This is a genomic window from Dactylosporangium maewongense, assembly GCF_039531485.1.
GTDB lineage: Bacteria > Actinomycetota > Actinomycetes > Mycobacteriales > Micromonosporaceae > Dactylosporangium > Dactylosporangium maewongense.
Genome location: NZ_BAAAQD010000003.1, coordinates 243,551 through 270,288, shown reverse-complemented (window position 1 = coordinate 270,288; position 26,738 = coordinate 243,551). Strand labels below are relative to the sequence as shown.

The following is a 26,738-nucleotide window of genomic DNA, read 5'->3' as shown; positions in this document are numbered from 1 at the left end:
GTGTTCGCCCTGAGGGGAACGGCGCTCCTAGCCGAGGCCTGAGACCAGGTCCTCCAGCTCGGTGACCGGCGCGTCGCAGACGAAGCCGCGGCAGATGTACGCCGTGGGCCGGCCGTCCCGCAGCATCCGGCTCTCCAGCAGCGGCACCCCCGGCGTGTCCGGCGGGCCGGCGACGACCACCGCGCCGGGCGGGGCGTGCCACCAGGCGGCGGTGACGAGCGGGTCGTGGCGGTCCTGGGTGGCGATCGCGATCTCGTACGGGCCGGACAGCAGCGCCTCGCCGACCGCGCACGCGTAACCGGTGAACCGGCCGTGGGTGGCCGCCACCATCGCGACCGTGGCCAGGGCGCGCTCCGCCGCCTCCCGCTTCGCGACGTCCGCCGTCAGCGCCGAGTAGGCGACGAGCGCCGCCGCGATCGCCGACAGGCCGGACGGCGTCGCGTTGTCGGTCACGTCGGCGGGGCGGCTGACCAGCTGCTCCGCGTCGTCGGCAGTGTCGAAGAAGCCGCCGGCCGGGTCGGCGAACCGCTCCAGGGCCACGTCGAGGAGCCGGCCCGCGAGGGTCAGCCACTCGCCGTCGCCGGTCGCCTGGTGCACCGCGCAGAACGCCTCCGCGACGGCGCCGTAGTCCTCCAGGACGCCGGCCGGAGCGCCGGCGACGCCGTCGCGCGACACCCGCCGCAGGCGGCCGTCGACGAGGTGGGTCTCCGCCAGATACCGCGCGGTGTCCACGGCGAGCTGGACGGCCTGCTGGTCGCCGTACACCTGGCCGAACTCGATCAGCGCGGTGATGGCCAGCCCGTTCCACGCCGCGACGATCTTGCCGTCGCGGCTGGGCTGCGGCCGGGTGTCCCTGGCCTCCAGCAGGCGCCGCTTGATGTCGAGCCAGCGCTCCAGGTTGATCGGGTCCTCCGGCAGCTGCAGCACCGACGCGCCGTGCTCGAACGTGCCGTCGGCGGTCACCTCCAGCAGGTAGCGCGCCCACGCGCCGTCGATCTCGCCGAGCACCTCGTCGATCTGCTTCGGTGTCCACACATACGTGAGGCCCTCGACGCCGTCGGTGTCGGCGTCCAGCGCCGAGATGAACCCGTGGCCGTCGTGCAGGTCGCGGCGCAGGAAGTCGGCGACCTCCCCGGCCACCCGCCGCGCGGTGCCGCCGCCGGCGATGCGGTCGAGCTGCACATACGTCCGCAGCAGCAGCGCGTTGTCGTAGAGCATCTTCTCGAAGTGCGGCACCGTCCACGTCTCGTCCACCGAGTACCGCGCGAAGCCGCCGGCGAGCTGGTCATACATCCCGCCCCGGGCCATCCGCTCGGCCGTGTACCGCACGATGCCCAGCACCTCGTCGTCGTGGGTGCGCTGGTAGTGCCGCAGCAGGAACAGCAGGTTCATGTGCGGGGGGAACTTGGGCGCCCCGCCGAACCCGCCGTGCTCCTTGTCGTAGGCCTTCACGAGGCTCTGCGCGGCCGCGTCGAGGACGCCCTCGTGCATCGGGCCGGCGGGTGGCTTCGCGGCGACCTGCCTGATCGCGTCGACCACCGCCGCGCTCTGTTGGAGCACCGCGTCGCGCTGGGTCCGCCAGGCGTCCGACACGGCGTGGACGAGCCGCTGGAACGCGTCCCGCGGGAAGTAGGTGCCGCAGTAGAACGGCTCCCCGTCGGGCGTGGCGAACACCGTCATCGGCCAGCCGCCCTGCCCGGTCATCGCCTGCGTCGCCGTCATGTACACCGCGTCGACGTCCGGCCGCTCCTCCCGGTCCACCTTCACCGGCACCGTCAGCTCGTTGACCAGCGCAGCGACGCCCTCGTGCTCGAACGACTCGTGCGCCATCACATGACACCAGTGGCACGCCGCGTAGCCGACGGAGATGAGCACAGGAACGTCCCGGCGTCGTGCCTCCTCGAACGCCTCCGGCGACCACTGCCACCAGTCGACCGGGTTGTCCTTGTGCTGCTGCAGATACGGCGAGGTCGCGTCGGCGAGACGGTTGGCCATGCCTCAACCCTACGATCCGACCGCGGAGCCGCGGCCGCGCCGGGTGTACGGTGAGCCTGGAAGGTCCGGCCACGCTCATCCCCAGGCGCCGAGCCCACCGACGAAAGGTGGACGCGCGGTGACCACGTCCTTCGGGCTGCTCAGCACGTATCCGCCGACCCAGAGCGGCGTTGCCGCGTTCGCCGGTGCGCTCAGCACCGCGCTGGCCGCCACGCCCGGCGTCGAGCGGGTCGAGGTCGTCCGGGCCGTCGACTCGCCGACCTTCACCGACCGGCCCGAGGTGATCGCGCACCTCCTCACGGGCGCCGACGGCGCGGCCGAGGTGGCCGCCGCCGCGCTCGACCGGCACGACGCCGTCGTCGTCAACCACGACTACGACATCTTCGGCGGCAGCGACGGCGACACGGTGCTCGAGGTGCTGCGCCGGCTCCGGGCGCCCAGCATCGTCGTGCTGCACACAGTGCTGCGCCGGCCGAGCCAGCACCAGCGGTGGGTACTGGAGACGGTGGCGTCCCTCGCCGGCGCCGTCGTCGTGACCACCGAGGCGGCCCGGGCCCGCCTGCACGAGACCTGCACCGTCGACCCGGCGAAGGTCCACCTGGTGCCGCACGGCGCCCTGGTGCGGCCGGCGATCCGCACGGTCAGCTCGTCGGGTGAGCCGATGGTGCTCACGTGGGGGCTGCTCGCGCCGGGCAAGGGCGTCGAGTGGGCGATCGCCGGGATGCGGGAGGTACGGCACCTGTCGCCGCGCCCCCGGCTCGTGATCTCCGGCCAGACCCACCCCAAGGTCCTCGCGGAGGAGGGCGAGTCCTACCGGCTGGGCCTCTACAAGAAGGTCCGTGCCTTCGGCGTGGCGGAGCTCGTCCGGTTCGAGCGCTCGTACGCCGACCCGGCGGTGCTCGCCCGCCTGGTCGACCGCGCCGACGTCGTCGTCCTGCCCTACGACTCGACCGAGCAGGTGTCCTCCGGGGTGCTGCACGAGGCGGTCGCGGCCGGCAAGCCCGTCGTCGCGACCCCGTTCCCGCACGCCGTGGATCTGCTCGGCACCGGCGCGGGCCTGCTCGTGCCGCACCGCGACGGCGCCGCCGTCGGTGCCGCGCTCAAGCGCGTCCTCACCGACCCCGACCTGGCCGCCGGCATGCGGGCCGAAGGGCTGCGCCGCACCGCCGGCGCCGACTGGGCCACCGTCGCCACCCGCTACACCGCGCTGGCCGCCGACCTGATCGTCAGCTCTCGTCGATGACCGTCACGGCGCCGGGCTCGACTGTGACGCCGCGCACGTCGGCCGGGGTCCCGCCGTGGTCGGTCGCGAACAGGAACGGCCGCCCTGATCGTCAGCTCTCGTCGATGACCGTCACGGCGCCGGGCTCGACTGTGACGCCGCGCACGTCGGCCGGGGTCCCGCCGTGGTTGATCGCGAACAGGAACGGCGGCCGGCGCACCACCTCGACGGTGTCCGGGAGATCCGGCGGGGGTCGCAGCCCCGCTCCGTCGTACACCTGCCACAGCAGCGGGCCGAGATCCGCCGGGCGGGTGGAGACATACCAGGCGACGCCCCGCCCGTGCCGGTGGCGGGTGACGGCCGGGCCGCCCGGCGCCGGTCCGTCCACATAGGACAGCACGGTCTCCGCGCCCGCGAGGACCACGTGCTCGGCCCAGACGTCGGCGGTGGATCCGTCGCTGAGGGTGACCCGCTCGCCGGCGCGCAGGGGCAGGAACTCCTCGACGGTGAGGCCGAGCAGGTCGCGCAGCGCGCCCGGGTAGGGGCCGTCGGGCACGGTGTCGTTGGTGTCGACGATGCCGGAGAAGTACGACACGACGAGCGTCCCGCCGCCGGACACGTACCGGTCGAGGTTCGCCGCGGCGGCCGGGGTCGTCAGGTACAGCGACGGCACCACGACCAGCGGATACCGCTCCAGGTCGGCCGACGGGTGCACGAAGTCGACGGTCAGGTGGTCGCGCCACAGCCGCCCGTAGTAGGCCTCGACCCGCTCACGGAACGCGAGGTCCACCGACGGCCGCCACTCCAGCTCGAGCGCCCACCACGACTCCCAGTCCCAGACGACGGCGACGTCCGCCGCGACCCGGGTGCCGCGCACCGTGCCCAGGCCGGCGAGCCGCTCGCCGAGCTCGGTGACCTCGCGCCAGATCCTGGTGCCGGTGCCGCCCTGCGGCAGCATCGCGGAGTGGAACTTCTCGGCACCCGACCGCGACGCCCGCCACTGGAAGAACAGCACCCCGTCGGCGCCGCGGGCGACGTGCGCCAGGCTGTTGCGGGCCAGCTCGCCGGGGCGTTTCGCGATGTTGCGCGGCTGCCAGTTGACGGCGCCGGTCGAGTGCTCCATGAGCAGCCACGGCGCGCCGCCGGCGAGGCCGCGGGTGAGGTCCGCGCACATGGCCAGCTCGACGTGCCGGTCGTCCCGCTCGGCGGTCAGGTAGTGATCGTTGGCGACGACGTCGACCTCACGCGCCCACTTCCAGTAGTCCAGCCACTTGCAGTTGGCGATCATGAAGTTGGTGGTGACCGGAACGCCGGGGGAGTGCTGCTTCAGCGCGTCGCGCTCCCGCCGGTAGTTGGCGAGGTGCGTGTCGGAGCAGAACCGCAGGAAGTCCAGCTGCTGGGCGGGATTGACGGCGGTCGGCGCGAGCCGCGGCAGGTCGATCTCCTCCCAGTCGCCATACCGCTGACCCCAGAAGGCGGTGCCCCACGCGGCATTCAACGCGGGCAGGTCGCCGTGCCGGTCGCGCAGCCACCCGCGGAACGCCGCCGCGCACGTGTCGCAGTAGCAGTGGGCGTTGACCCCGGCATACTCGTTGTGGACGTGCCACAGCGCAAGCGCCGGATGCCCGCCATAGCGCCGGGCGAGCTGCTCGGCGATCGCCCGCGACGCCCGCGCGTAGTCGGGGGAGCTGGGGCAGAAGCTCTGCCGGCCGCCCTGCCCCAACACGTGCCCGGCCCGGTCGACGAGCCGCGTGCCCGGGTGCCGCCGGATGAACCACGGCGGCGGCACGGCGGTCGGCGTCCCCAGGTCGACCCGGATCCCGGCGCCGTGCAGCAGGTCCAGCACCCGGTCGAGCCACTCGAACGTGTGCCGCCCCTCGGCCGGCTCGACCAGCGCCCAGCTGAACATGCCGACGCTGACGAGGTTGACCCCGGCGGCCCGCATCAGCTCGACGTCCTGCGCCCAGACCTCCTCGGGCCACTGCTCAGGCGTGTAGTCGCCCCCGTACGCGAGCATCTAACTTTCCAGGATCCTCGCCAGGGCGTCGAGGTCGGCCTGGACCGCCGCGCAGTCCCGGTCGAACTCCTCGTCCGTCATGCCCGGCTGCCGGCGCACGCTGAACACGACCTCGCTGCCCGCCCCGTTGGCGGTGACCCGCATCGGGTTGTAGAACGTCTCGCCGGACGGCACCGTCACGTGGTGGTCCATGACGCCGAACGGGTTGTCCGGCGCCCAGTCCAGCAGGATCCGCCCCATGTCCGAGTCGGCGACCCACTGCCCGTCGACCCACTCGACGGACTTCAGCAGACCCGGCGCCCAGGCGGGCAGGTTCGCCGGGTTCGACGCGTATGCGTAGACGTCCCCTGCCGATCGGTTGATGCTGCGGCTGACGTGTCGGGACTCCATCATGGGTCTGATTCTGCCCGGCGGGTACGACAATTTCGGCCCCGCCGGGCAGATGTCAGCGGCGGTTGCGCTGCCCCGGGGTGATGTAGTCGACCCAGACGACGTCGCCGCTGTCCAGCCGCAGGGTCACCGCCGCGTCGTCGGGCACCGGCACCGGGATCGTGACCGTCGCCCACGCGGTGGCGCTGCCCTGGTTCGGCAGCCGCAGCGTGCACCTGGCGGCGCCGTTGACGAGCACCGTCAGCTGCACGTTGCCGGTGACGGTGGCGTACCGCAGGTCGATGGACGGGCCGCGACCGACGTGGTCGAAGGCGATCGACGCGCCGTTGGCGTACACCAGGGCGGTCCTGTCGTTGGAGGCGGTCGGGTCGGCGACGGCGATGCCGGTCGACCCGCCCTGCGGCAGGTCCGCATACTCGCCCTCGGAGCGGCCGGGGCCGGAGAAGTCCGGCGGCTCGAAGCCGCGGACGCGGTCCGGGCCGTGGACGTAGAGGCGCTTGGCGATCTCGGCCCGGAAACGGCGCAGGATCAGCGGGTTCGCCTGGATCCTGCTGTCCCCCCAGTACCCGTTGGCGCAGGCGCCGGGCTGGCAGTTCCACATCGACTGGCTCGCCCAGTCGGTGTTGATGTACGCGACGCCGCGGACGATGTCGCGGTTACGCTCGATGAACCGGAAGTACGGCGCGTACCAGGTGTCCCAGATCTGCTCGGCGGTGACCGGCACGGTCGCCCGCGGCCCGCCGGTGGCAGGGTCGACGAAGATGCAGCCGGCGGTCAGGTTGCCGAGGTCGAAGCCCTGCGGCGCGGACTCGGCGACGAATACCGGCTTGCGGTGCATGCGGGCGAAGTTCAGCAGCGACTCCTGCACCGCGAGCGGCGTCGCGGCCACGTTGCCCGGCGTCTCGCAGGCCCACTGGTAGCGGTCGAAGCGCTCGCCGTAGAAGTGCGACAGCCCGGCCCAGTCGACGTACTCGTCGCCCGGGTACCACTGCTTCCAGTGCCCGGCGGCGGTCGGCGCGTAGGGCGCCTGCTCGACCCGCGGCCACGCCGCCGACTGCCACACCGTCGCGATCCGCCGCGCCCCGAGCCGGTCGATGCGCCGCGCGATGTACCGGAACGCCTCCTTGTACAGCTCCGGGTCGTAGGCGTTCCACGCGCCGTCGAACTCGTAGCCGATCCGCAGGAACACGTCCCGTCCGGTCCGGTCGAAGTACGTGATGAACTCGTCGAGCCACTTGCGGTACCGCGTGACGGTCGCCTGGTCGGCGGTGCCGGCGAGCGCCTTCAGCGGCGTCTGCGACGGGTCCGACAGGAACAACCCGACCGCGATCCCGCCGCCGTACGTGTTGAGCGTGGCCGGGAAGTCGTTGTCGCCGGCGCCGTAGTTGGTCGGCTGGAACATCCCGCTCATCGGCGCCCCGACGAGGTTCGTGTACAGCGTGACGCCCGCGGGCACCGGGAACCCGCGGTCGGTGTCCAGCACCGCCGTGTCGAAGTCCGCCAGGGTGCTGCTGTCCTGCCCGAGGTAGAACAGCACCCTGTCGCCGGACGGCAGGTTCACCGCCGACAGCGGCCGGCGCCGGTCCCCGCCGCCGTCGGTCGCCTGCGCGGTCCCGGCGGAGCTGAGCACGACGGCCACCGCCGCCAGCGTCGCGGCCAAACGGCCCAGTCTTCTGTGCAAGGGAGTCCTCCCAGGGTGGGGTGTGGCCGCGACCGTAGGTCGCACCCCCGGGGAAACCCCAGGCCTTTCGAAAGGTTTACGGCAGGTCGGCGGAGAGCGTCTTGAAGTACCGCTGCGCCGACCACGCCTCGCGGTCGCCGATGACGTACAGGCGGCGCTTGGCCCTGCTGACGGCGACATTGAGCAGGTTGGGGCGGCTCGCGGCCCACCGGCGGGCGCCGGGGCGGGCGGGGTTGCCGCCGAGCACGAGGATCACCACGTCGGCCTGCTTGCCCTGGGCGGTGTGCACGGTGCCCGCGGTCAGCCCCGGGAACCGCCGGGCCCGGGCGGCGACCTGCCGGGCGATGTCCCGGAACGGGGCGATGACCATCACCTCGGACATGTCGACGCCGACCTCGTCGAGCACGCCGAGGACCAGGTCCAGCCGGCGGCCCTCGTCCGGGATCCAGTGGCCTTGCGCGTCGGCACCGGCGACGTCGATCCACTTGGATTCGGGCAGGGTCGGGAACTCGGCGGCGAACCGGTCGCGGGCCGCAGTCCCGGTACCGTCGATCATCAGCCCGTCGTACGCGATGGCGTTGACGATGTCGAACATCGGCCGGTCGCAGCGGCGGTGCACGGTGAGCGGGACGCCGACCCAGATCTCGTCGTCGCCGTCGGCGGGCAGGCTGGTGCCCAGCGGCGTGAGACGGTCGGCCAGCCGCTGCACGGACGTGCGGCTGGTCAGCCACTCCTCGTCGACGCCGAGCTCCGCCCGGATGGCCTGCTCGGCGCGGAACGGCAGCATGGTGACGGGCTCCAGCTGCAGCGGGTCGCCGACCACCACGGCGCGGCGGGACCGCCACAGCGCCCCGGCGGCGTTCTGCGGGGTCGCCTGGCCGGCCTCGTCGATGAGCAGCCAGCCCAGCGACTCCCTGCCCAGGTGGCCGAAGAGCCGGGCGAACGAGGCGAACGTCGTGGACACCACGGGCACGACGAAGAACAGGCTCTGCCACGCGGCGAGCGCGGCGTCCCGGGCGAGGTCGCGTGGCGCCTCACCGCTGACGACGTCCATGGCCGCCTGCAGGTTCCGGCGTACGTCGGTGGCCGCGTGCCGCAGAAACGCCCGGTGCAGCGCGAGCGCGGCCAGGAACAGCTCGCTGCGCGCCGTGTTCCACTCCGGATCCGTCCACAGCGCGGCCGGCTCGCGGCGCTCGCGGTCGGTCCACCACGCGTCGTCCGGGAAGTGCCGGCCGAGCGCGGCCGCGAAGCCGGCGAGCCGGTCGACGACGGCGGCGCGCCGGCCCCGGGCGGCGTGCCAGGCGGTCTCCGTCGCCGCCAGGGCCCGGCTGGCCGCGGTGACCTCCTCGTCGGCCCGGGCGAGCTCCCGGCGCGCGGCCACCAGCGGCTCGTGGGTGACGTCCGGGGCGGGCACCGCCGTCGCCGTGGCCGCCTCGCGGCTCGCGACCTCGTGGGCCCGCCACGCCGCGTCCGCGTCCCGCTGCGCCGCGGCCAGCGTGGCCTGCCGCACCTCCAGCTCGCGCCGGGCGGCCCCCATCTCGGCGTCGAGCCACCGGTCGTGCGCCGCCCAGCGCCCGTTCGCCGCGCCGAGCGTCCGCAGCCACTCCCACCAGCCCGGCCGGGCCTGCTGGTGCGCGGCCCGGACCTGCCACTGCCGGCCCACCTCGGCCTCCCACGCGCGCAGCGAGCGCTCGGCGTTGGCCACCCGTCCGGCGACGATCCGCTCGGCCTCGGCCCGGCGCTCGCCGGCGACCCGCGCGGCCTCCTCCCGGCGCCGCAGGGCGGCCCGCTCGGCCTCCAGCCGGCGCTCCCGCGCGATCCGCTCCGCCTCGGCGGCCCGCTCGCGCTCCACCCGCACCGCCGTCTCGCGCCGCTGCCTGGCGCCCTCGACCCTGGCGGCCGCGACCGGCGTCGCCGCGGCCAGGCGGGCGATCTCGCGGTCGAGCTCGATCCGCTCGACGACGGCGCCGTACGCCTTGGACCGCTCGGCGCGGATCGCCTCCACCCGCGCCTCGGCGGCCCGGAAGCCGGCCACGGCCTCCTTCCACGACTGCTCCGGCGCGTCCTGCTCGTAGCCCTTGAGCACGGCCAGCAGCCCGGACCACGCCTCGTCGGGCGGATCGTCGTCCGGCGTGTGGTACCAGAACGCGTTGACGAACCGCCCGCGGTTGCTCTTGTTCCCGAGCCGGGCCGCCACCAGCGCCCACGCCGCGTCCGGCGCCGGCGCCTCACCCTCCGCCGCCAGCAGCGCCCCGGCGACCTGCGGGAAGTAGTCCACCGCGGCCGCCCGCTCCCGCCAGCACCCGGCGATCGCGCCGGCGGCCGGGATCTCGTCCGTGACGTTCTGCACCGCGCCGTTGTTGGCCGAGGCCACCACCATCTCGAAGCCGACCAGGTCCGCCCGCCAGGCGCTCACGACGCGGTGGTAGTTGCCCGTCTTCCACCGCAGCTGCCGCCCGCTGAACGCCTGCCGCGGGTCGGGCAGGGCGGCCAGCCGCCGGGCCCGCTCGACCACGAGCGCCGCGATCAGATCCCGCAGCATCGTCGTCTTGCCCGTCCCCGGAGGCCCGTTGACCCCCACGATTCCGGCGTCTGCGTCGGTACCGCCCAGCGCCAGCGCACTGTTGACCGCCAGCTGCTGGCTCAACGCCAACGCGTGCCCCGGGTCGCTCGGCCACCGCCCGGCCGGCACCGTCTCCGGTGCGGTCGCCGCGAACACGTGCTCGATCCGCTCCCGCACGTCCACCCGCCCGGCGACGGCGATCTCGCTCCCCGGCCGCAGGTACTCCCGCAGCGCGACCCCGTCGTCGCCCTTCGCCACCTGCCCGGCGACCAGCGCCAGGTCGCTCACGATGAAGCTGTTGAGGAACTCGTGCCCGCTCACGTTGTCAGCGCTCCGCCGGGCCACGATCTGACTGCTGACGCGGATCTCCACCCCCGGCAGCGCGTCACCGGTGCCCGCCACCGCGACCGCCAGCTCCAGGCAGGCGCCGAGCTCCTCGATCCCGAGCACCCGCGCCGGCCGGTCGTCCCCTGCATTTTCATGGTTCTCAGCGTTCTCTGGCCCGGCGGACTCGTGGGTCACCACCTCCCGCCACAGCTCGCCGAACGCCCTCGACGCCTGCTCGAACCGCGCCACCCAGTCCGCCGCCGGCCCCTCGCCCAGCACCCGCCCGGTCGCCCAGGCACAACTGGACAACACCTCCGAACCGGGCACCGCCCGCCCGTCCTCACCCACCACGAACGCGGCGAACGCACTCTCCCCACCCGGCCGCTCGTCGTAACTGTCAGGGTCCGGCTCCAACACCCGCGCCAGCACCTCGAACACCTCGTCGAGCCGGTAGACCCCCAGGTACACCACATGCCGCCAGGCCTGGTTCGCCCGCAACCTCCGCCGCGCCAGCTCATGCCCCGGCTCCCACGGCAACGCCTGCCCCGCCCGCACCCCGAACACAAGCTGCTCGCGGTCGACCTTCTCCACCCTCTGCGGGCTGAACATCTCAACCGTCTGCCAGAACTCCACCACCCGCGCCCGCCGCGCCTCCACCCCAACCCCCATCCAAACCCATCGCTTCCTTAACGCCCCAGATCGTAATCGCCTCCGCAACAGCAGCCATCAATGCAATAGAACCTGTGGCCGGACGCCGATGAGTTCGTCCAAGCCTGCGCGGCCGGGTTCGCCCAACGGGGCCGAGGCGGCGGATCGAGCACTGCGATCTGGACGGGCGGTGCGGTGGGGACGACGGGTCGCGTCGGCCCCACCGCGTGGGTTCGCGTCAGGCTGCGTCGTCGTCGAGGACCGTCAGCCAGGCGAAGCCGTCGCCGATCGCGGCGCCGGTGGGGGCCGAGATGGTGATCTTGTAGCGGAGCGACGCGGTGTTGGTGACCGTGTTGCCGGTGAGGGGGATCTGGATCGTCGCCTCGGTGGCGCCCTTGGGGATGGTGACCGGGAACGACAGCAGTGGCACCTGGCCGGCGGAGGAGGACCCGCTCGCGGCCGTCTGCACCTGCACGGTCGCCGCCTCCTTGAGCTTGCCGCTCAGTGACAGCCGCATCGTCGCGGTGCCGGGGCCGTTGCCTTCGGAGACCGTCGTGTCGGCGATGCTGACCAGCACCGCCGGGGTGGCGACGCCGCCGCCGACACCCGGGGTGTCGAACGCGACGTCGGACAGGTAGGCGCCGCCGGACGGGGTGGCCGGCCGGACGATCACGGAGCGGACGCTGGTCAGGTCCACCCCGGACAGCGAGGCGATCGGCAGCCGGACCGTGCGCAGCCAGGTCTTGCCGAGCCGGCTGATCCCGTTGGCCGTGTTCGTCGACGCCGGGAACGGGGTGAGCGCCGGGCTGACGTCGCCGACCCGTACGGTCGCGGTGCCGCCCGCCTTGTCGACGAGCGTGACCGCGAGGTCGACGTCGCCGGCCGCCGCCTCGTCCCGGGCCACCCGGAAGGTGAGCGCGTCGTACTTCGTGACGTTCCACTCGCCCGGGCCGAGCGCCACCCGTACCTCGGGCGACACCGACGCCGCGCTCCACTGCAGCCGCAGGACCGGGCTGACCGGCACCGACGGGGCGAACGTCGCCGGCGTCCAGTGCGGGATCTTCGAGGTCGCGGTGGTCGCCGAGCACGGGGTGTCCCCGGGGAGCACCCGCGCGGCCACGCTGTAGCAGTACGCGCCCAGGTCGAAGCCGGAGACCGAGACGTTGCCGGCCGGGCGCTCCAGCGGCGCGAGGTCCAGCCGGCGCGAGCCGGGCTGCTGGGCCTGCGCGTGGACGACGGCCCGGCCCGCCGACGGCACCGTGCCGTTCGTGCCGTCGAACAGCGGGAGGAACACCGTCTCGCCGCCCTGCACGAGCCGGAAGAAGCCGGCCATGTACGCGGTGCCGACGGCCCGCTGCTCGGCGGCGGTCAACCGGGCCGGGCTGGCGCTGCCGCACACCTCGTCGTTGGCCGGCGACCAGTCGTCGCTGGACGGCGCGACGGACACGCCGGGCGTCCACTCGGTGTTGAAGAAGTTGTGGTCGGCTCCCATGATCATGAGGGACGACCGCAGCACGTTGTCCCGCACCGAGTACCGGGTGTCGTCGTAGAAGTGCTGGCCCTGCTGGTTGGAGACGTCGCCGTCGCAGTACGGCAGCAGGACCGCCATCGGTACGTCCGGCAGCGTCGGCCGGCCGAAGTCGACCGGGGCGAGCGGCAGGACCGCCCTGATGCCGTACGGGTGCTGCCGTTCGGCGTTGAGCAGCGCGGCCTCGACCACGCCCTCGCCGCCGCGCGAGTGCCCCATCAGCCCGACGTTCGACAGGTCCAGCCGGCCGGCGAGGGGGTGCCCCGCGGTCGTGGACCACTTCGCCAGCAGGTCCAGGTGGTCCATGACCAGCTGCCCGCGGGCCACGGCCCCGTTGTCGTCGGTGAAACTGGCGTCCTTGGCATTGATGCCGTTGGCGCTGATCGACACGACCACGTACCCGTGGGTGGCCAGGGCCTGCGCGGTTTCGTTGTACCCGAGATAGCTGTCGATCGGAATGAACCCGGCCGCGCACGGCCAATTGGTGTTGTTCGTCGCCCGGCTGACCGGGTTGTAACAGGCCGAATGGCGGCCGTGCAGGAAAATCACGACCGGGCGGGCGCCTTTCGCGCCGGCCGGTGCGTAGACCGCGGCCCGGATCTCGGCCGGCAGGTCGCTCAGGCCGGGCAGCGTCGTCGCCGTGTCGCCGAGGTCGTAGTCGATCCGCTCCACCTGGAACGGACCGGGCTGCGCCGGGTCCGTGTACAGCTGCTTCTTGAGCAGGCCCTTGGGCGTGGTGGGGGCGGCGGCGGACCGCGGCGGCGCCGCCTTGGATCCGGGCACCACCCCGTTCCAGGCGACGTCGACGCGCTGTGCGGTGGCGACGGTGGCGTCGGTGGTCTCCACGATGAGACTCAGCCCGTCGGCCGATTCCTTCGCCGCCCCGATGACGCGCCCGTCGACGGCGAGCTCCGGCACGGCGTCGCGGACCGGCAGCGGCTCGTCGAGCCGCAGCGTCACCCGCGCGCCGCCGTCGGGTAAGGCGTCGACGGTGAAGCCATTGGAGCCGATCGGCTCGTCGCCGGGGTCCGCGGCGGCGGAAGATACGAAAAGGCCTGCTGCGGCGATGCAGCCGGCGAGTATTGCGGACGGAAGCCGGACTCGACCCCGAAGGGGTGCGAAACGGACCATATGCGACTCTCCCTATTTCGCACTGAAAGCTTCAGCGCGAAATGGAAAATACGAATGACCTGTTCCAGGAGCTCGCCGATAAAGAAACGCCCGGGTTACCGCGCCGCACAGCATTGTTTCGAAGGTCACAACTGATATCAGGCAATAGGCCATCTCTCGAAATGCTGAGTGGCCGTCAGTTCATCGGGGGCGACGCGTCGTCCGTCCGGAGCCGGTTCGGGGATCGCTCGGCCGATCTGCCGGCTCGGCGGGACGGCTTATCGTGGCCCGGTGGCGCGGCTCGACTTCCGGATCCTGGGCCCGCTCGAGGCGCGGACGCCGGGCGACGAGCCGATCGACCTCGGCGCCCGCAAACAGCGCGCGGTGCTGGCGATGCTCCTGCTCGAGCCCCGCCGGGTGGTCTCGGTCGACCGGATCGTCGAGGGGCTGTGGGCCGGCGCGGCACCGGCGAGCGCGACCGGCACGATGCAGGCGTACGTCTCGCAGCTGCGCCGCGTCCTGGAGCCGGACCGGCCGCCGCGCACGCCGCCAGCGGTGCTGCTCACCCGGGATCCGGGATACCTGCTGGCGGTCGACGGCGAGCAGATCGACGCGGTGCGCTTCGCCGCCCGCGCCGAGGCCGCCCGCCAGGCCCTCGGCCGCGGCGACCTGCCCGCGGCCGAGCGGCTGCTGGGCGAGGCGCTGGGCGAGTGGCGCGGCGAGGTGCTGGCCGACCTCGCCGACGAGGCGTTCGCCGCCGCGGCCGTGGCGCACCTGCACGAGCTGCGCGACGCCGCGCACGAGGACCTGGTCGACGTCCGGCTCGGCACCGGCCGCAACGGGGCGGCGATCGCGGAGGCGCAGGCGCTGCTGGACCGCCGGCCGTTCCGCGAGCGGTCGTGGGGTCAGCTCATGCTCGCGCTGTACCGCGAGGGTCGGCAGGCCGACGCGCTGGCCGCGTTCCGCCGTGCCCGCGCGCTGCTCGACGAGGAGCTGGGGCTGCCGCCCGGGCCGGAGCTGCGCGCGCTGGAGGCGACGATCCTGCGCCACGACCCGTCCCTGACACCGCCGCCTGCCCGGGAGGCCCTGACCGTCGCCGGGACCGCCGCCGCACCGGCCCGGCATCCGGCCGAGGCCGCCACACCGGCGGCGGAACAGCAGGCCGCGGCACCGGCAGGGCACCAGGCAGCCGAGCCGCTCGTGGGGCGCAGCGGCGAGGTCCGCCGCGTCGCCGAGCGCATCGAGCTGGCCCGCGGCGGGGCCGGTGGCGTGCTGCTCGTCGCGGGCGAGGCAGGCCTGGGCAAGACCCGCCTGGCCGAGCGCGCGGCCGAGCTCGCCGGCCAGTCCGGGCTCGACGTGGCGTGGAGCCGGTGCGTCGAAACGAGCGCCACGCCGGCCTTCTGGCCGTGGACGCAGGTGCTGCGCGCCCTGCCGGAGACCGACGCCGTGCGGGACCTGCTCGACGTGCTCACCGGGCGGGGCGAGAACCGCTGGCGCGCCGAGGACCCGGACACCGCCCTGTTTCACCTGCACGAGGCGGTGGGCGACATCCTGCGCGCGCACGCCGCCGCGCGAGCGCTGCTCGTCGTCGTCGACGACCTGCACGTCGCCGACGCCTCATCGCTGCAGCTGCTGGCGCACCTCGCGCCGGCGCTGCACCGGCTGCCGATCCTGGTGCTCGCCACGCTGCGCCCGGAGTCGGCCGACGCCGGCCCGGCGCTGCGCGAGACGCTGGCGCTGCTGGCCAACGAGCGCGGCGCCGAGCGGCTGCGGCTGGGCGCGCTGACCGCCGACGACATCGCCGAGTACACGGCCGGCTTCGCGCCCGGGTACCGGGACCGGCCCGGCGGCGCGGTCGCGGCCGCGCTGCTGGAGCGCACCGGCGGCAACCCGTTCTACCTCAAGGAGCTGCTGCGGCTGCTGGAGAGCGAGCACCCCGGCGGGTGGGGCAGCGCGCAGGCGGTCGCCGGGACCGGCGTGCCGGAGAAGGTGCGCGACGTCATCACCCGGCGCCTGTCCCGGCTGCCCGAGCGCACCCGCGCGCTGCTGGAGACCGCCGCGGTCATCGGGCGGGACGTGGACCCGCTCCTGCTGGAGGCGGCCACCGAGGACCGGGGCGAGGACGTCATGGCGGACCTCGAGCCAGCGGTCGAAGCCAGCGTGCTCCTGGAGGTGCCGGACGGCTGGGACTACCGGTTCTCCCACGCCATCGTGCGCGACACGGTCTACGGCGGGCTGAGCCGCCTGCGGCGGGCGCGGCTGCACCGGCAGGTCGGCGAGGCGCTGGAGGCATTCGACCGCCCGGACGACCCGGACCTGCTCGGGCGGCTGGTCCACCACTTCACGATGGCCGCGCGGCTGGGCGTCGCGGAGCGCGCGGTGCGGTACGCGACCCGGGCCGCCGAGGTGGCGATGGCGCAGCTGGCCTACGACCAGGCCGCCCGGTACCTGGAGTCCGCCCTCGGCGCGCTGGACCCGACCCGCCCGGGCGCCGCCACGCAGCGGTGCCGCCTGCTGGTGGACCTCGGCGTCGCGCGGCGGGCCGCGGGCGACGTGGCAGGCACCCGCACCGTGCTCGACGAGGCGCTGACCCTGGCCCGGCAGCTCGGCGACGACGGGCTGGCGATGGACGCCGCGACACTGTTCGGCGGGGTGACCCTGTGGTTGTGGCGGCCGTACCTGACCGTCGACGAGCGCATGACCGGCATCCTGCGCGAACAGCTGGACCGGCTGGACCCGGACGACCGCTACCGGCGCGCGGTGCTGCTCGGCACGCTCGCCGTCGAGCTGTACCACAGCCCCGACCGTGAGGTCGGCGAGGCGCACGCCGCGGAGGCGGTGCGGCTGGCGCGCGAGCTCGGCGACCCCGAGCTGCTGGCGCGCACGCTGAACAACTACTGGAACGCCGCGTGGGTGCCGCACCGCGAGGCGGAGCGCCGCGCCGCGGTCGACGAGCTGCTGACGATCGCGCCGCTGCCACCGACCGTCGAGGCGACCGCGCGGCTGCACCGGATGATGACCGAGGTGATCGCGGGCGACATCGCGGGATTCGACGCCGACCTGGCCCGCTGCGTGCGGCTGGTCGAGGGGATCCGCACGCCGGTGCTGCCGGCGCAGGTGCGGTATGCGCAGTCCGGTCGCGCGATGCTGGCCGGCCGCTGGACGGAGGGCGAGCGCCTGGTGGGTGAGGCGTTCGCGCTGCAGGAGCACACCAGCCTGTGGGGCGCGCAGTGGATCCGGCTGGCGTTGCTGTACACCATCCGCCGCTTCCAGGGCCGCCAGAGCGAGCTGCGCGACGAGCTGGTGCGCTGCGCCGACGAGCCGCCGTACTCGCTGCTGCGCCCGACGGCCGTGCTGGCCGCCTGCGAATCCGGCGACGAGGGCCTGGCCCGGGCGCTGGTCGAGCGTTGGGGCACGGCGCGCGAGCAGCTGTGGGGCTGGGAGTTCGTGGCGTTTCAGTGGGGCCTGATCGCGGCCCGCCTGGGCACGCCCGACCCGCGCGAGCTGTACGACGAGATCGCCCCCTTCGCCGACCGGTTCTGCACCGTCGGCAGCGGATGCGCCACCTGGGGCTCGATGCACTTCGTCCTCGCCGAGCTGGCGGCCCGGCTCGGCGACCGCGACGCGGCGCTGGACCACGCCCGATCGGCCCGCGCCGCGCACGCTCGGCTCGGCGCGGCGCACCTGGTCGCGGCCAGCGACGCGCAGCTGGCGACCCTGGCGAAGCCCTAGCGGCACCCAAGCACCGGCCAAGCGGCCTCCGGCACCGTACCGGCATGACCATCGCACTGACTGATCTCCCGGTCACGGCCGGGCCCGTCTTTGTTCCCGGCGACGAGGGCTACGCGGCCGAGGTCGCGTCCTGGAACGTCGCCATCCACCACGAGCCGCACGTCGTCGTCGGCGCCACCGGCGCGCAGGACGTCGCGGCGGCGGTGCGCTGGGCCGGCACCCACGGCATGCCGGTCGCGGTCCAGGCGACCGGGCACGGCGCGGTGCGCCCGGTGACCGGCGGCCTGCTCGTCACCACCGGCCGGATGACCGCCGTCTCCGTCGACCCGGTGACGCGCACCGCCCGCGCCGCCGCCGGCGCGCGCTGGTCGCAGGTCGTCGAGGCGGCCGCGGCACACGGCCTCGCACCGCTGAACGGCTCGTCGACGCACGTCGGTGTCGTCGGCTACACGCTCGGCGGCGGCGCCGGCCCCCTCGGCCGCCGGTACGGCTTCGCCGCCGACCACGTCCGCTCCATCGAGATCGTCACCGCCGACGGCGCGCTGCGTACCGTCGACGCCGACCACGAGGCCGACCTGTTCTGGGCGGTCCGCGGCGGCAAGGGCAACTTCGGCATCGTGACCGAGATCGAGTTCGGGCTGTTCGAGGTCGCCGGGTTCTTCGGCGGCGGCATCCACTTCCCGGGCAGCCACGCCGCCGAGGTCCTGCACGCGTACCGGGCGTGGGTGGCCGGGCTGCCGGAGGAGATGAGCACGTCGGTGGCCCTGCTGCGGCTGCCTCCGCTGCCGCTGCTGCCCGAGCCGCTGCGCGGCGCGTACGTGGCGCACCTGCGGGTGGCGTACCTCGGCACGGCCGAGGACGGCGAGGCGCTCCTCGCCCCGATGCGCGCCGCGGCGCCCGCGCTCGTCGACGACGTGTCATGGCGGCCGTACTCGGCCGTCGACTCCGTGCACCAGGACCCGGTCGACCCGCTCCCGTCCCGCGATCGCGGCGTGCTGCTGGGTGAGCTGACCGCGCAGACCGTCGACCATGTGCTGGAGGTCGCCGGGCCCCAGGTGGACGTACCGCTGATGATGGTGGAGATCCGGCACCTCGGCGGCGCGTTCGCGCGGACGCCCGCCACCCCCAACGCCGTGAGCGGCCGTGGCGCGCAGTACTCGCTGTTCGCCATCGGGCCCGGGCTGCCCGAGCTGGCGCCGGTCGTCGACGAGGTCACCGACCGGCTGCTCGCCGTGGAGACGATGCCGGGCGGCCTCATGAACTTCTCCGGGCACGCCGCCCCGGAGGCGCTCCTGGCCAACTGGGCGACCGCCGACCGGGACCGGCTGCTGCGCATCAAGCGCTCCTACGACCCGACGAACGTCTTCTCCAGCGGCCAGGCCCTGGTCGGATAAAGCCCGGCCCGTCTCCGGGGTCCGTTCGGTGCCCGGTGGTGCTCCCATGCGGGGAGCACCACCGGGCACGGTCAGTTCGCCGGGACGACGTCCTTGAGGCGGTCCACGTGGATGGGGACGCCGTAGTCGGACAGCTCCAGCGTGGCGCAGAACTGGCCGGACGCGACAGTCCTCTTGATCGTCGACTGCCACCAGTCCTGCATCGTCACCTTCGCGATCCGCCCGTCGGCGTTGAGGATGACGTCGCCGGAGACCCTCGTCTCCAGGGTCGGATCGGCCGGGATGCCGTGGGTCGAGTACTCGAAGTGCAGCGTCCCGTCGGGGTACTGCGTGACCGTCGCGTTCACCTGCTGCAATGCCTTGAACAGCGTCGCCGGGTCCGGCCCGGTCGAGCCGAGAGCCCCCATGCCGTTGCCGGCCAGGGACAGGCGGTCGAACCTGCCCGGATGCTGGCCGTAGCGCCCGTACACCTCGCCGCCCGGTGTCTTGTCCGGCGGCAGCGGCCCGAGGGGCGGCTCGGCGCCCATGTACCGCACCCCGTCGATGAGCAGCTCCACCGTCACCGAGTCGTCCTGCGGGCGGCGGACGTAGCCGGTGGCGGTCATCGGGTCGAACGCCCCCTCCGACTCGATGACCATGCGCCCGTCCGCGCTGCGCATCGTCAGCTTCATCCGGTAGCTGATGTTGTCGCTGGCTGCGGCCGCCTTCTGCAGCTTGAGGGACGCCGGCGGCTCCGCCTGCACGACCGGCGGCTGCCGCTGCTCCTCCTTGCCACCGCCCGCGCCGGTCGTCAGGCCCACGGCCAGCGCACCGGCGAGCCCGGCGACGCCCAGCGCGTACCCCGTGCGGATCACCGCGACGCGCCGCCGGTGCCTTCTCGTCGCCCGCGCCAGGACGTCGCCGCCGCCGGCTCCCCCGGCGGCTCCGCCAGCAGCGCCACCTCCGACCGCCGCCGCCGCACCCGCCACTGGTCGACGGCCAAGTGGTACGTCGTGCGCCGTAGATACCGTTCGGGGTCCTCACGCACCCGTCCCCACGAGCGCATCAACCGCTCCAGCGCCCCCTGCAGCAGGTCTTCCCCCGCCACCTTGCTGCCCGTGAGCAGCACCGCCGTGGCGAGCAAGGCACCGCCACGCTCCGCGACGAGGGCGTCCAGCCCGTCGAAGCCGCGTCTCCAGAACACAGGCTCTCCTTTCGTCGCGGTCATGACGACCCCGCCCCCCGGAAGGTTGAGCCGCCCCGCTGAAAATCCCGTCGCACCCATCAGGTAAGGTTGAGAAACCGACGCGGGGTGGAGCAGCTCGGTAGCTCGCTGGGCTCATAACCCAGAGGTCGCAGGTTCAAATCCTGTCCCCGCTACAACCTTGGCGGCCCCTGCTTCGCGGCGGGGGCCGCTTGCCGTTCAGGTTTCCGCATCCCCCGCGCGAGCGGAGCTCGCTCCCCACAGGGGGAGCTTCGCTCCACCCTCGCCCCCTCAACACCGTCGGTGGTTGCACTACTTGCGGACACGTCAGGCTGGTCGTCGGTTTGTCCGCGTCGCTTCGCTTGCGGTTTGCAGGGGAGCTTCGCCCCCTGCAAACCCACGATCGGCGCCAATTGCACTGGCCGTGGACAGTACCGCCGAGCGGAAGTCGCTCCTCACGCCTGCTCGGGGAGTTGAACGATTCGGCCGCTCCAGTATTTGCTTGATGCCCGTATATTTGGCGAATGCAGCCGGTGGTGGCGATCGTGGGAAGTGCAGATGCGAGCCGCTCGTACGAGCCGGAGGTGCGCAATCGTGAAGCCGTGTTGCAGGCGGCCCGGGCCATAGGGCGGGAACTGGCGGCCGCGGGATGCCGAATCGCCGTGTTCTCCAGTGATCCGGGCTATATCGAAGGTGCCGTCGTCGCTGGTTATGTCGAATCCGGAAGTGCCGGGAAACACTCGATTCTGGTTCGTGGGCGCTTCGGCTCGGATGGCGCGTTTCCAGAGCGGAACGCTCATCCACAGGTGTTCCTGGCGGCACCCGATCCGACCGGAGATTGGGAGGTCGCGTTCTGCCGGACCCTGCTGGAGGTCGATGCCGTCCTGCTCGTCGGGGGCGGCCGTTCCACCTTCACCGCCGGGCTGATCGCGCTGTCGCGCGGCATCGCCGTCGCGCCTGTGGCGACGTTCGGTGGGGCCGCCGAACGCGTCTGGCGGCGTCTCGCGGCAACCGGCGTCGCGGCCGAGGAGGACATCGCGGTCCTGGCCGCCGGCCCGGCCGAGCATCGGGCAGCCGAGGTCGTCGCGGTTCTCCTCGGGCAGCACCGGCAGACCCGGGGGCGGGCGGCCGCGCTCGAGCACGATCGCCGGGCCGCGAGCCGCCGCACCGCCGTGGGCCTCACCGCCGCCATGGCGCTGCTGGTGCTCACGCTGCTGACGATCCCGGTCGCCTACGCCGTTCCGGCCGGCACCTGGCAGAACGTCGCCGTGCTGGTCGCCGCGCCGCTGCTGGCCTCGACGTGGGGTGCCGTCGTGCGCAACGTCTACGACGGGGCGATGCAGTGGCTGCGCGCCGCCGCCCTGGGCTCGGCGGCCGGGACCGTGGCGTTCCTGCTGTTCATCGCGGCCCAGCTGGCCACGAACCCAAGCCTGTTCACCGCGCCCGGCACCCGCAGCCTGACCTTCTTCGTCCTGGCGGTCGGCTTCATCGGCGGATTCACCTCCGAGTCGGTGTACCGCAAGCTGCGCGACCGCGACGTCGTAAATACCTCAGCCCTGCCGCCGGCCGGACCGTAGCATCCGGCTTCACTCGATCGAGTGAAGCCGATCAGTTGGCGGGTGCCGCTGATCGGTCGGCCGACTCGGGCAAAACCGGGCCAGGTGTTTCCTGTTGTCTATTGATGTTCGGCACGCATATCCACTTGTTCCCGGATCTGAGTTGCTGGCAGGCTGGCCTCACTCATCGCAGGTCACCGCTTCTCCCACGCCTGGCTCGGATGTGACGAATCATCATGCGCGTTTTCGTGAATTACCAGACCAGGGACGAGCCGTTCGTCGCTCAACTGATCGATCGGCTCCTGTGTGAACAACTCGGCGAATCGGCGGTGTTTCGCGACACCCGGTCGATCGAAATCGGCCGCGAGTGGCAAACCGAATTGTGGGGCAGTCTGTCCCGGTGTGAGGTATTGCTCGCCATCATCGGACCGAAATGGGATGCGCCGGGACCGGACGGACGGCGACCCTACGACAACCCCGACGATTTCGTGCGCCAGGAGATCGCGTTCTGCCTCGGCCGGAACATCACCGTCGTGCCCGTGCTCGTCGGCGACAAAACGGAGCGGCCGCTCCTGCGGGCCGACCATCTGCCGCCGGACATCGCGGGGCTGGCCGATCGTCAGTACGACCGGATCTCCAGCCGCCGCGGCGAGTACGACGTCCAGCGCGTGGTCGACAAGGTGCTCACCCTGCTCGGGGTGGAAGCCCGGCCGGAGCCGGTGGGGCGCGACGGCACGGTGGCGCTGGTCGGCATCGACCGTTTCGACCGGACCACCACGGACGACCAGCGCGCCGCGGCGGTCGCCGAGGTGCGGACGGCCGTGGAGCGGGCGGCACTGGACGCCCGGCTCGACGGCTGCGTCATCGAGGACCAGCTGGGCGGCGCACGGGTGTTCGTCCCCGCCACGACGTCTCCGGTGCGCGTGATCACCCGCTTCGCGGACAACCTGCGGACGATGCTCGACCACGGTGGCGTCCACCGGGTCAGGCTGGCCGTGGAGTGCGGGCGGCTCGGTGGCCCCGGCCCGGACGCTGCCGACGCCGCCGTCCGGCTGCTGTCCCAGCCCGTGCTGGACTCGATCCTCGACCAGGCGACCAAGGCCCGCGTCGCCCTCGTGCTGTCGCCAGCCGGTTATGCCGCCATGGTCCTGGACAACCCGAAGTGGATCGACTCGTCGACGTATCTGCCCGCCGACGACGGCCGGTGCTGGGTTCACCTTCCTGGTTACCCGGCGCCGCCCGGACTCCGGAAATCGCCGGCCCCGGCCGAAGACGCGCAACCGGTGGCATCCGCCGCGGCCACGTCACGCTCAGTGGTGTTCAACATTCGCGACAGCAAGGTCGGCGACCAGTACGGGGGCGACCGGATCGAGGGCGGCGTCCACCATCACTACGGGAGTCGCTGATGGATGCGCCGGCCCCGGCCGCGGCCACTCCGGCGGCCGACGCCGCGCCGGCTCCGGCGGCCGATGCCGCCGCACCTTCGGCGCCGCCCGACAACGCCGGCGCGGCGCCGGCGAACAAGGGCGGCGACGCGGCCAAACAGTCCGGCGACCCCGATGCCAAACCAGGGGGCGAGTCCGGCGCCGACGGGGAGGCGGCGCCGGACCCGGCGGCGGAGTCGGGCGCCACCGCCCAGCCCGGCCTGGCCACCAAACGTAATGGCTATGTCCGGCGGGCCCGCGAGATCTACGGCGGGGACCGGGTCGCGGGTGACAAGATCATCATCAATCTCACCGGCAGCGAGACGACTGTGACCCTGCAGCCGATGTCGCCGACGGAGGTGGATTTCGCGCAGTACGCGTTCGTTCCGCCCGCCGAGTGGGAGACCCTCCGCCTCGAGTTCCGTGACACGCGTACGGCCCTGCTGCGGGGCACCCGCGGGCACGGTCGCACCACCATGGCGATCCGGCTGCTGCAGACCGTCCGCGCCACCGGCATCTACCTGCTGCGGCCGCAGGTCGACCTGACCCGGCTCGCCGACCGGATCACCGGCCAGCGGATCCCGCCGGGCTCGGCGTTCCTGCTCACCGACCCCGACGACCTGGCCAGCCTGCACGAACACGCCTTTCTGAGCCTTGAGGCAGCCCTCCAGGACGCCGATGCGCGTCTGGTCGTGACCGTCGAGACCGATGCCGCCCTGCCGAAGGGTGACCTGCTGCGGTACCAGGTGACGCTGCCCGCCGCCCCCGAACGCCGCCACGTGCTGCTCAGGCACCTGGAGTACCGGCTCGACGAAACCCGGGCCGCGGAGATTCTCGGGTCTGCCGACATCCGGGCCCTCGTGGCGGAGCAGCTCACCGAGACCGCCACCTGCGAGACGGCCGCCACCCTGGCGCTGCACCTCAGCCGCTGCCAGGACGAGGACGGCCGGATCGACGTGGATCGCGTCCGGGCCCGGGTGCTGCAGAGCCGGGTCGACGAGTTTGACGGCTGGTTCGAGAACCTGCGCGACGTCGAGCTGCGCTCGTTCGCCATCGCGCTCGCCGTGCTGCACGGACTGTCGTACGACGAGATGTCCGCCGCCGCCCACGACCTACGCGACCTGCTGGTCAAGGGCGACACGGTCATCCACTCCGGAAACGCGGACATCCAGCAGGTGCATCGGCGCGACGTGTTCCGCTTCGGCCGCGCGCAGCTGCTGAAGCGGCTGCAGGCCCGGATCGTCGAGGAGGTGCCGGGGAGCGTGCCGACGATGGCGGTCGAGTTCATCGACCGCACCTACGCGCAGCGGGTACTGGAGCGGGCTTGGCACGGGTACCAGATCCAGAACGATCTGATCAGCTGGCTCGACGGTCTCGTGGCCACGGGGAGCGACACGGTCCGGGTCTTCGCCAGCCAGGCGCTCGGGCACCTGGCGGTGCTCTCGTTCGATTACCTGTGCCGGCACGTGTTCAACACCTGGGCCGGCCACGACAACTTCCGCTACCGGGAGGCCGTGGCGGCCGCGCTGGGCGTCGCCGCGCGCCAGGAGACGCTGCGGCCGCACGTCACAGCCCTCGTGGCGGGCTGGTACGGCAACCGCGAGAAGCCGCTCCTGCAGTCGACCGCGGCGCTGGCCCACGGCACCGGCCTCGGCGCCGCCGACCCCACGGTGGCGTTCGACATGCTGTATCGCCTCGCGATGGTCGACGACCTCTGGGTCCGGCTCATGATCGCGCGCGGCGTGACCTGGCTGCTGGCCGAGGAGGACGACTACCAGGAGCAGCTGATGCCCCGGCTGTACGCCATGATCGAGCGCTGCGCCAACGACGAGCGGCGCGCGGAGGCCGGCCAGTGGATGTTCGTCTTCGTGGCCAGCGATCTGCAGAACGACGTCCCCGACGGCGAGAGTGTCTCGGCGTGGCCCACGCTGCTGCGGCTGGCCGGCTCGTCCGGGGAGCTGCGCCGGCGCCTGGTGCAGATGCTGGTCTGGGTCCTGACCGCCGGTGGTCCCCGGTCCGAGTTCGCACACCGCGTGCTGCGCAGCTGGGCCGCGATGGCCGAGAGCAACCCGTCGCTCCGCGACGCGCTCACCAAGCTGGCGCGTTCGGTGCTCAAGCACGACGCCCGGGCCGGCAGGATCATCCAGCGTCTCGCGTGGCAGTGGAACAGCGAGGACGAACTTGTGCCGCTACCGCAGATCGCGAGCGCGATCGGGGCACTCACCGCACCCGTCTATCCCGGAAGGGCCGTCGCATGACCAACCAAGTTCCGCTGCTGCTCAGCGCCGAGCCGGTCGGACGGCTGCAGAGCCTGCAGCGCGCCGTCACGCCGAACGTCGCCGTCGTGTACGGCCTGGCTGACGGCAACCTCTATGTGCCCCATGCCGCCGGCCCCGGGCGCCGCCCGAACAACCTCAACGGGCGTGTCCGGACCCGCTATGAGGTCGACCTGAGCAGCCACACCCACAACATCGAGCTGCGCACCATGCCGCCACCGGCCCAGGGCGGCGTCTACTACTTCCAGGCGGCGCTCACGATCGGGTTCCGGGTCGACCCCAGCCGCGTCAAGGACGTGGTCCTGAACGACATCCGCGACGGGCTCGGGGTGGTGTCGACCTTCCTCATCCACGCCGTAGCGGATATCACCGAGCGATTCCCGATCGAGAAGGCGCAGGCGGCCCAGGAGGCCGTCAACAAGCAGTTCCGCGGGGTCACCAAGATCGGCGGCTGCATCGACCTGTTCCTGTGCCGGGCCCGGCTCGCGCCCGATCAGGCCGCGCAGGAACACCTGCGGGCGATCGAGACGGCCCGGCGGGAAAACACCCTCGGCGCGGCCCGCCACGACACCGACCGGGACACGACCAACCGCACCAACGAGCTGGACGTCGTGCGGCAGATGCATGAGCTCGACCGGAACGAGCGCGAGCGGATCGCCCTGCAGGGACGGCCGATGAACATCCAGGACATGGTCATGCTGCATCTCGAGCGCAACCCGGGCGACACGCTTGAGACCCTCAAGATGCTGGCCGAGCTGCAGGCCGCGCAGATCGAGCGGGACGACGCCGAGCGGGCCCGCGCCGAGGAGCGCCTCCGGTTCATGGTCGAGCAGAAGCTCCTGCAGGCCGTGGACGTCGAGAAGATGCGCCGCGAGGCCCTTACGCCGGTCATGCAGCCGGTCGCGTCGCTCGCGCCGGCACCGGCCGACGACGATTGGGACGAGCCGCTTCCGCCGTCGGCCGCCGTGTCAGGCGTCCCGTCGCCGCGTCCGCCGGACGAGCCTCCGCTGCCCGGCGTCATTCCGGTGTACGTCCTCGTCGACGTCCCGTTCGGCGCCAACGGCTCGCTGTCGCTGATCAGGGACGGACTCGCGGACCTCAGCGAGGCCGTCGCCGCGGACCCGCGGATCGCCGCGGTGGTCCGGCTCGGGCTGCTCGGGTGCGGCGACAGCCTCGCCCTGGTGTCGCCCCTCAGCCGCCGGCGGCCGGGCGCGATGCTGCCGCGTATCGCCGCGGCGGCCGGCCGGTCCCGGCTGGCCCCGGCCTTCACCTGGCTGACCGAGCATCTCGACACTGACATGCTCGCGCTGAAGCAGGAGACCCCGAGCACGCGGCGGCCGCAGGTGCTGCTGCTGAGCCTGAGCGAGCCCGCCGATCCGACGTTCTGGCCGGACGCGCACCGAGCGCTGGTCGACCGCGCCGTGCAGCGGTTCGCGCCCGACGTCGTCGCCTGCGGCCTGGGCGCCGCCGCCGCCCCGACGATGCGCCGGCTGGCGACCCGCCCGGAGCTGGCGTTCGTGGCGCCGGCGGGCAGCGCGACGGCCGCGGTCAACTACTTCTTTGCCTTCGCCCGCGACCACATCCTTCGGTACGGGCAGGCCGTGCTCGACGGCGACCAGGCCGCGAACTTCCGCGGTCCCGCGGGCTTCGTGCCCGCCACCGAACCCGATCTCGATCCGAGGTAGAGAGGCT

At 73.1% G+C, this 26,738-nt stretch carries 15 protein-coding genes and 1 tRNA gene; 8 read left to right on the top strand and 8 right to left on the bottom strand.

The genetic code is table 11. The features are described from left to right. Positions 1–27 precede the first annotated feature (27 nt). Entirely contained in the window at positions 28–1,995 is a 1,968-nt protein-coding gene (locus ABD332_RS10900) for a thioredoxin domain-containing protein (protein ID WP_344501689.1), read from the bottom strand. A 118-nt stretch (positions 1,996–2,113) separates the two neighbouring features. Here ABD332_RS10900 and ABD332_RS10895 point away from each other — a divergent pair, with 118 nt between their 5' ends. After that, on the top strand, positions 2,114–3,238 hold the full coding sequence (locus ABD332_RS10895; protein ID WP_344501688.1) for a glycosyltransferase: 1,125 nt from the start codon (positions 2,114–2,116) through the stop codon (positions 3,236–3,238). A gap of 91 nt (positions 3,239–3,329) precedes the next feature. Here ABD332_RS10895 and ABD332_RS10890 read toward each other — a convergent pair whose 3' ends face one another. The 5 genes from ABD332_RS10890 to ABD332_RS10870 all read right to left on the bottom strand — a co-directional run bounded on the left by ABD332_RS10890 (position 3,330) and on the right by ABD332_RS10870 (position 13,331). Further along, positions 3,330–5,234, bottom strand: coding sequence for a beta-galactosidase (locus tag ABD332_RS10890; protein WP_344501687.1), 1,905 nt, complete (start codon positions 5,232–5,234; stop codon positions 3,330–3,332). Next, positions 5,235–5,627, bottom strand: coding sequence for an SRPBCC family protein (locus tag ABD332_RS10885; protein WP_344501686.1), 393 nt, complete (start codon positions 5,625–5,627; stop codon positions 5,235–5,237). It abuts the gene before it with no gap. A 52-nt stretch (positions 5,628–5,679) separates the two neighbouring features. Continuing rightward, positions 5,680–7,284: a hypothetical protein gene (locus ABD332_RS10880; protein WP_344501685.1), complete on the bottom strand. Its 1,605-nt coding sequence runs from the start codon at positions 7,282–7,284 to the stop codon at positions 5,680–5,682. Positions 7,285–7,381: 97 nt separating this feature from the next. After that, the gene (locus ABD332_RS10875) at positions 7,382–10,864 is read right to left on the bottom strand and encodes an AAA domain-containing protein (RefSeq protein WP_344501684.1); all 3,483 of its coding nucleotides are present in this window, start codon (positions 10,862–10,864) and stop codon (positions 7,382–7,384) included. 217 nt (positions 10,865–11,081) lie between these two features. After that, on the bottom strand, positions 11,082–13,331 hold the full coding sequence (locus tag ABD332_RS10870; protein WP_344501683.1) for an alpha/beta hydrolase family protein: 2,250 nt from the start codon (positions 13,329–13,331) through the stop codon (positions 11,082–11,084). Between the two features lie 441 nt (positions 13,332–13,772). On the opposite strand from ABD332_RS10870, the gene ABD332_RS10865 reads away from it, so the two are divergent. Both ABD332_RS10865 and ABD332_RS10860 read left to right on the top strand, forming a co-directional pair. Further along, positions 13,773–17,213 (top strand): ATP-binding protein, encoded by a 3,441-nt coding sequence (locus ABD332_RS10865; RefSeq protein ID WP_344501682.1) that lies wholly within the window; start codon positions 13,773–13,775, stop codon positions 17,211–17,213. A gap of 44 nt (positions 17,214–17,257) precedes the next feature. Continuing rightward, the gene (locus ABD332_RS10860) at positions 17,258–18,607 is read left to right on the top strand and encodes an FAD-binding oxidoreductase (RefSeq protein WP_344501681.1); all 1,350 of its coding nucleotides are present in this window, start codon (positions 17,258–17,260) and stop codon (positions 18,605–18,607) included. Between the two features lie 71 nt (positions 18,608–18,678). Here the strand turns inward: ABD332_RS10860 and ABD332_RS10855 are convergent, their stop codons facing one another. Next, positions 18,679–19,461 carry a hypothetical protein gene (locus tag ABD332_RS10855; protein ID WP_344501680.1) on the bottom strand — a complete coding sequence of 261 codons (783 nt, stop codon included), beginning with the start codon at positions 19,459–19,461 and terminating at the stop codon, positions 18,679–18,681. Then, positions 19,458–19,790, bottom strand: coding sequence for a sigma factor (locus ABD332_RS10850; protein WP_344501679.1), 333 nt, complete (start codon positions 19,788–19,790; stop codon positions 19,458–19,460). The genes ABD332_RS10855 and ABD332_RS10850 overlap by 4 nt, the downstream gene beginning before the upstream one ends. 102 nt (positions 19,791–19,892) lie before the next feature. Here ABD332_RS10850 and ABD332_RS10845 point away from each other — a divergent pair. The 5 genes from ABD332_RS10845 to ABD332_RS10825 all read left to right on the top strand — a co-directional run bounded on the left by ABD332_RS10845 (position 19,893) and on the right by ABD332_RS10825 (position 26,731). Continuing rightward, positions 19,893–19,966, top strand: a tRNA-Met gene (locus ABD332_RS10845). A gap of 348 nt (positions 19,967–20,314) precedes the next feature. Beyond that, entirely contained in the window at positions 20,315–21,367 is a 1,053-nt protein-coding gene (locus tag ABD332_RS10840) for a hypothetical protein (protein ID WP_344501678.1), read from the top strand. A gap of 215 nt (positions 21,368–21,582) precedes the next feature. Next, positions 21,583–22,752: a toll/interleukin-1 receptor domain-containing protein gene (locus tag ABD332_RS10835; RefSeq protein WP_344501677.1), complete on the top strand. Its 1,170-nt coding sequence runs from the start codon at positions 21,583–21,585 to the stop codon at positions 22,750–22,752. After that, on the top strand, positions 22,752–25,028 hold the full coding sequence (locus ABD332_RS10830; protein WP_344501676.1) for a hypothetical protein: 2,277 nt from the start codon (positions 22,752–22,754) through the stop codon (positions 25,026–25,028). Before ABD332_RS10835 ends, ABD332_RS10830 begins: the two co-directional genes overlap by 1 nt. Then, positions 25,025–26,731, top strand: coding sequence for a hypothetical protein (locus tag ABD332_RS10825; protein ID WP_344501675.1), 1,707 nt, complete (start codon positions 25,025–25,027; stop codon positions 26,729–26,731). Before ABD332_RS10830 ends, ABD332_RS10825 begins: the two co-directional genes overlap by 4 nt. Positions 26,732–26,738: the final 7 nt, after the last annotated feature.

Bases quoted from the DNA above. Each gene is read 5' to 3' on its own strand.
- ABD332_RS10900 (WP_344501689.1), bottom strand. From the start codon at position 1,995: ATGGCCAACCGTCTCGCCGACGCGACCTCGCCGTATCTGCAGCAGCAC.
- ABD332_RS10890 (WP_344501687.1), bottom strand. From the start codon at position 5,234: ATGCTCGCGTACGGGGGCGACTACACGCCTGAGCAGTGGCCCGAGGAG.
- ABD332_RS10885 (WP_344501686.1), bottom strand. From the start codon at position 5,627: ATGATGGAGTCCCGACACGTCAGCCGCAGCATCAACCGATCGGCAGGG.
- ABD332_RS10875 (WP_344501684.1), bottom strand. From the start codon at position 10,864: ATGGGGGTTGGGGTGGAGGCGCGGCGGGCGCGGGTGGTGGAGTTCTGG.
- ABD332_RS10860 (WP_344501681.1), top strand. From the start codon at position 17,258: ATGACCATCGCACTGACTGATCTCCCGGTCACGGCCGGGCCCGTCTTT.
- ABD332_RS10840 (WP_344501678.1), top strand. From the start codon at position 20,315: ATGCAGCCGGTGGTGGCGATCGTGGGAAGTGCAGATGCGAGCCGCTCG.
- ABD332_RS10835 (WP_344501677.1), top strand. From the start codon at position 21,583: ATGCGCGTTTTCGTGAATTACCAGACCAGGGACGAGCCGTTCGTCGCT.
- ABD332_RS10830 (WP_344501676.1), top strand. From the start codon at position 22,752: ATGGATGCGCCGGCCCCGGCCGCGGCCACTCCGGCGGCCGACGCCGCG.
- ABD332_RS10825 (WP_344501675.1), top strand. From the start codon at position 25,025: ATGACCAACCAAGTTCCGCTGCTGCTCAGCGCCGAGCCGGTCGGACGG.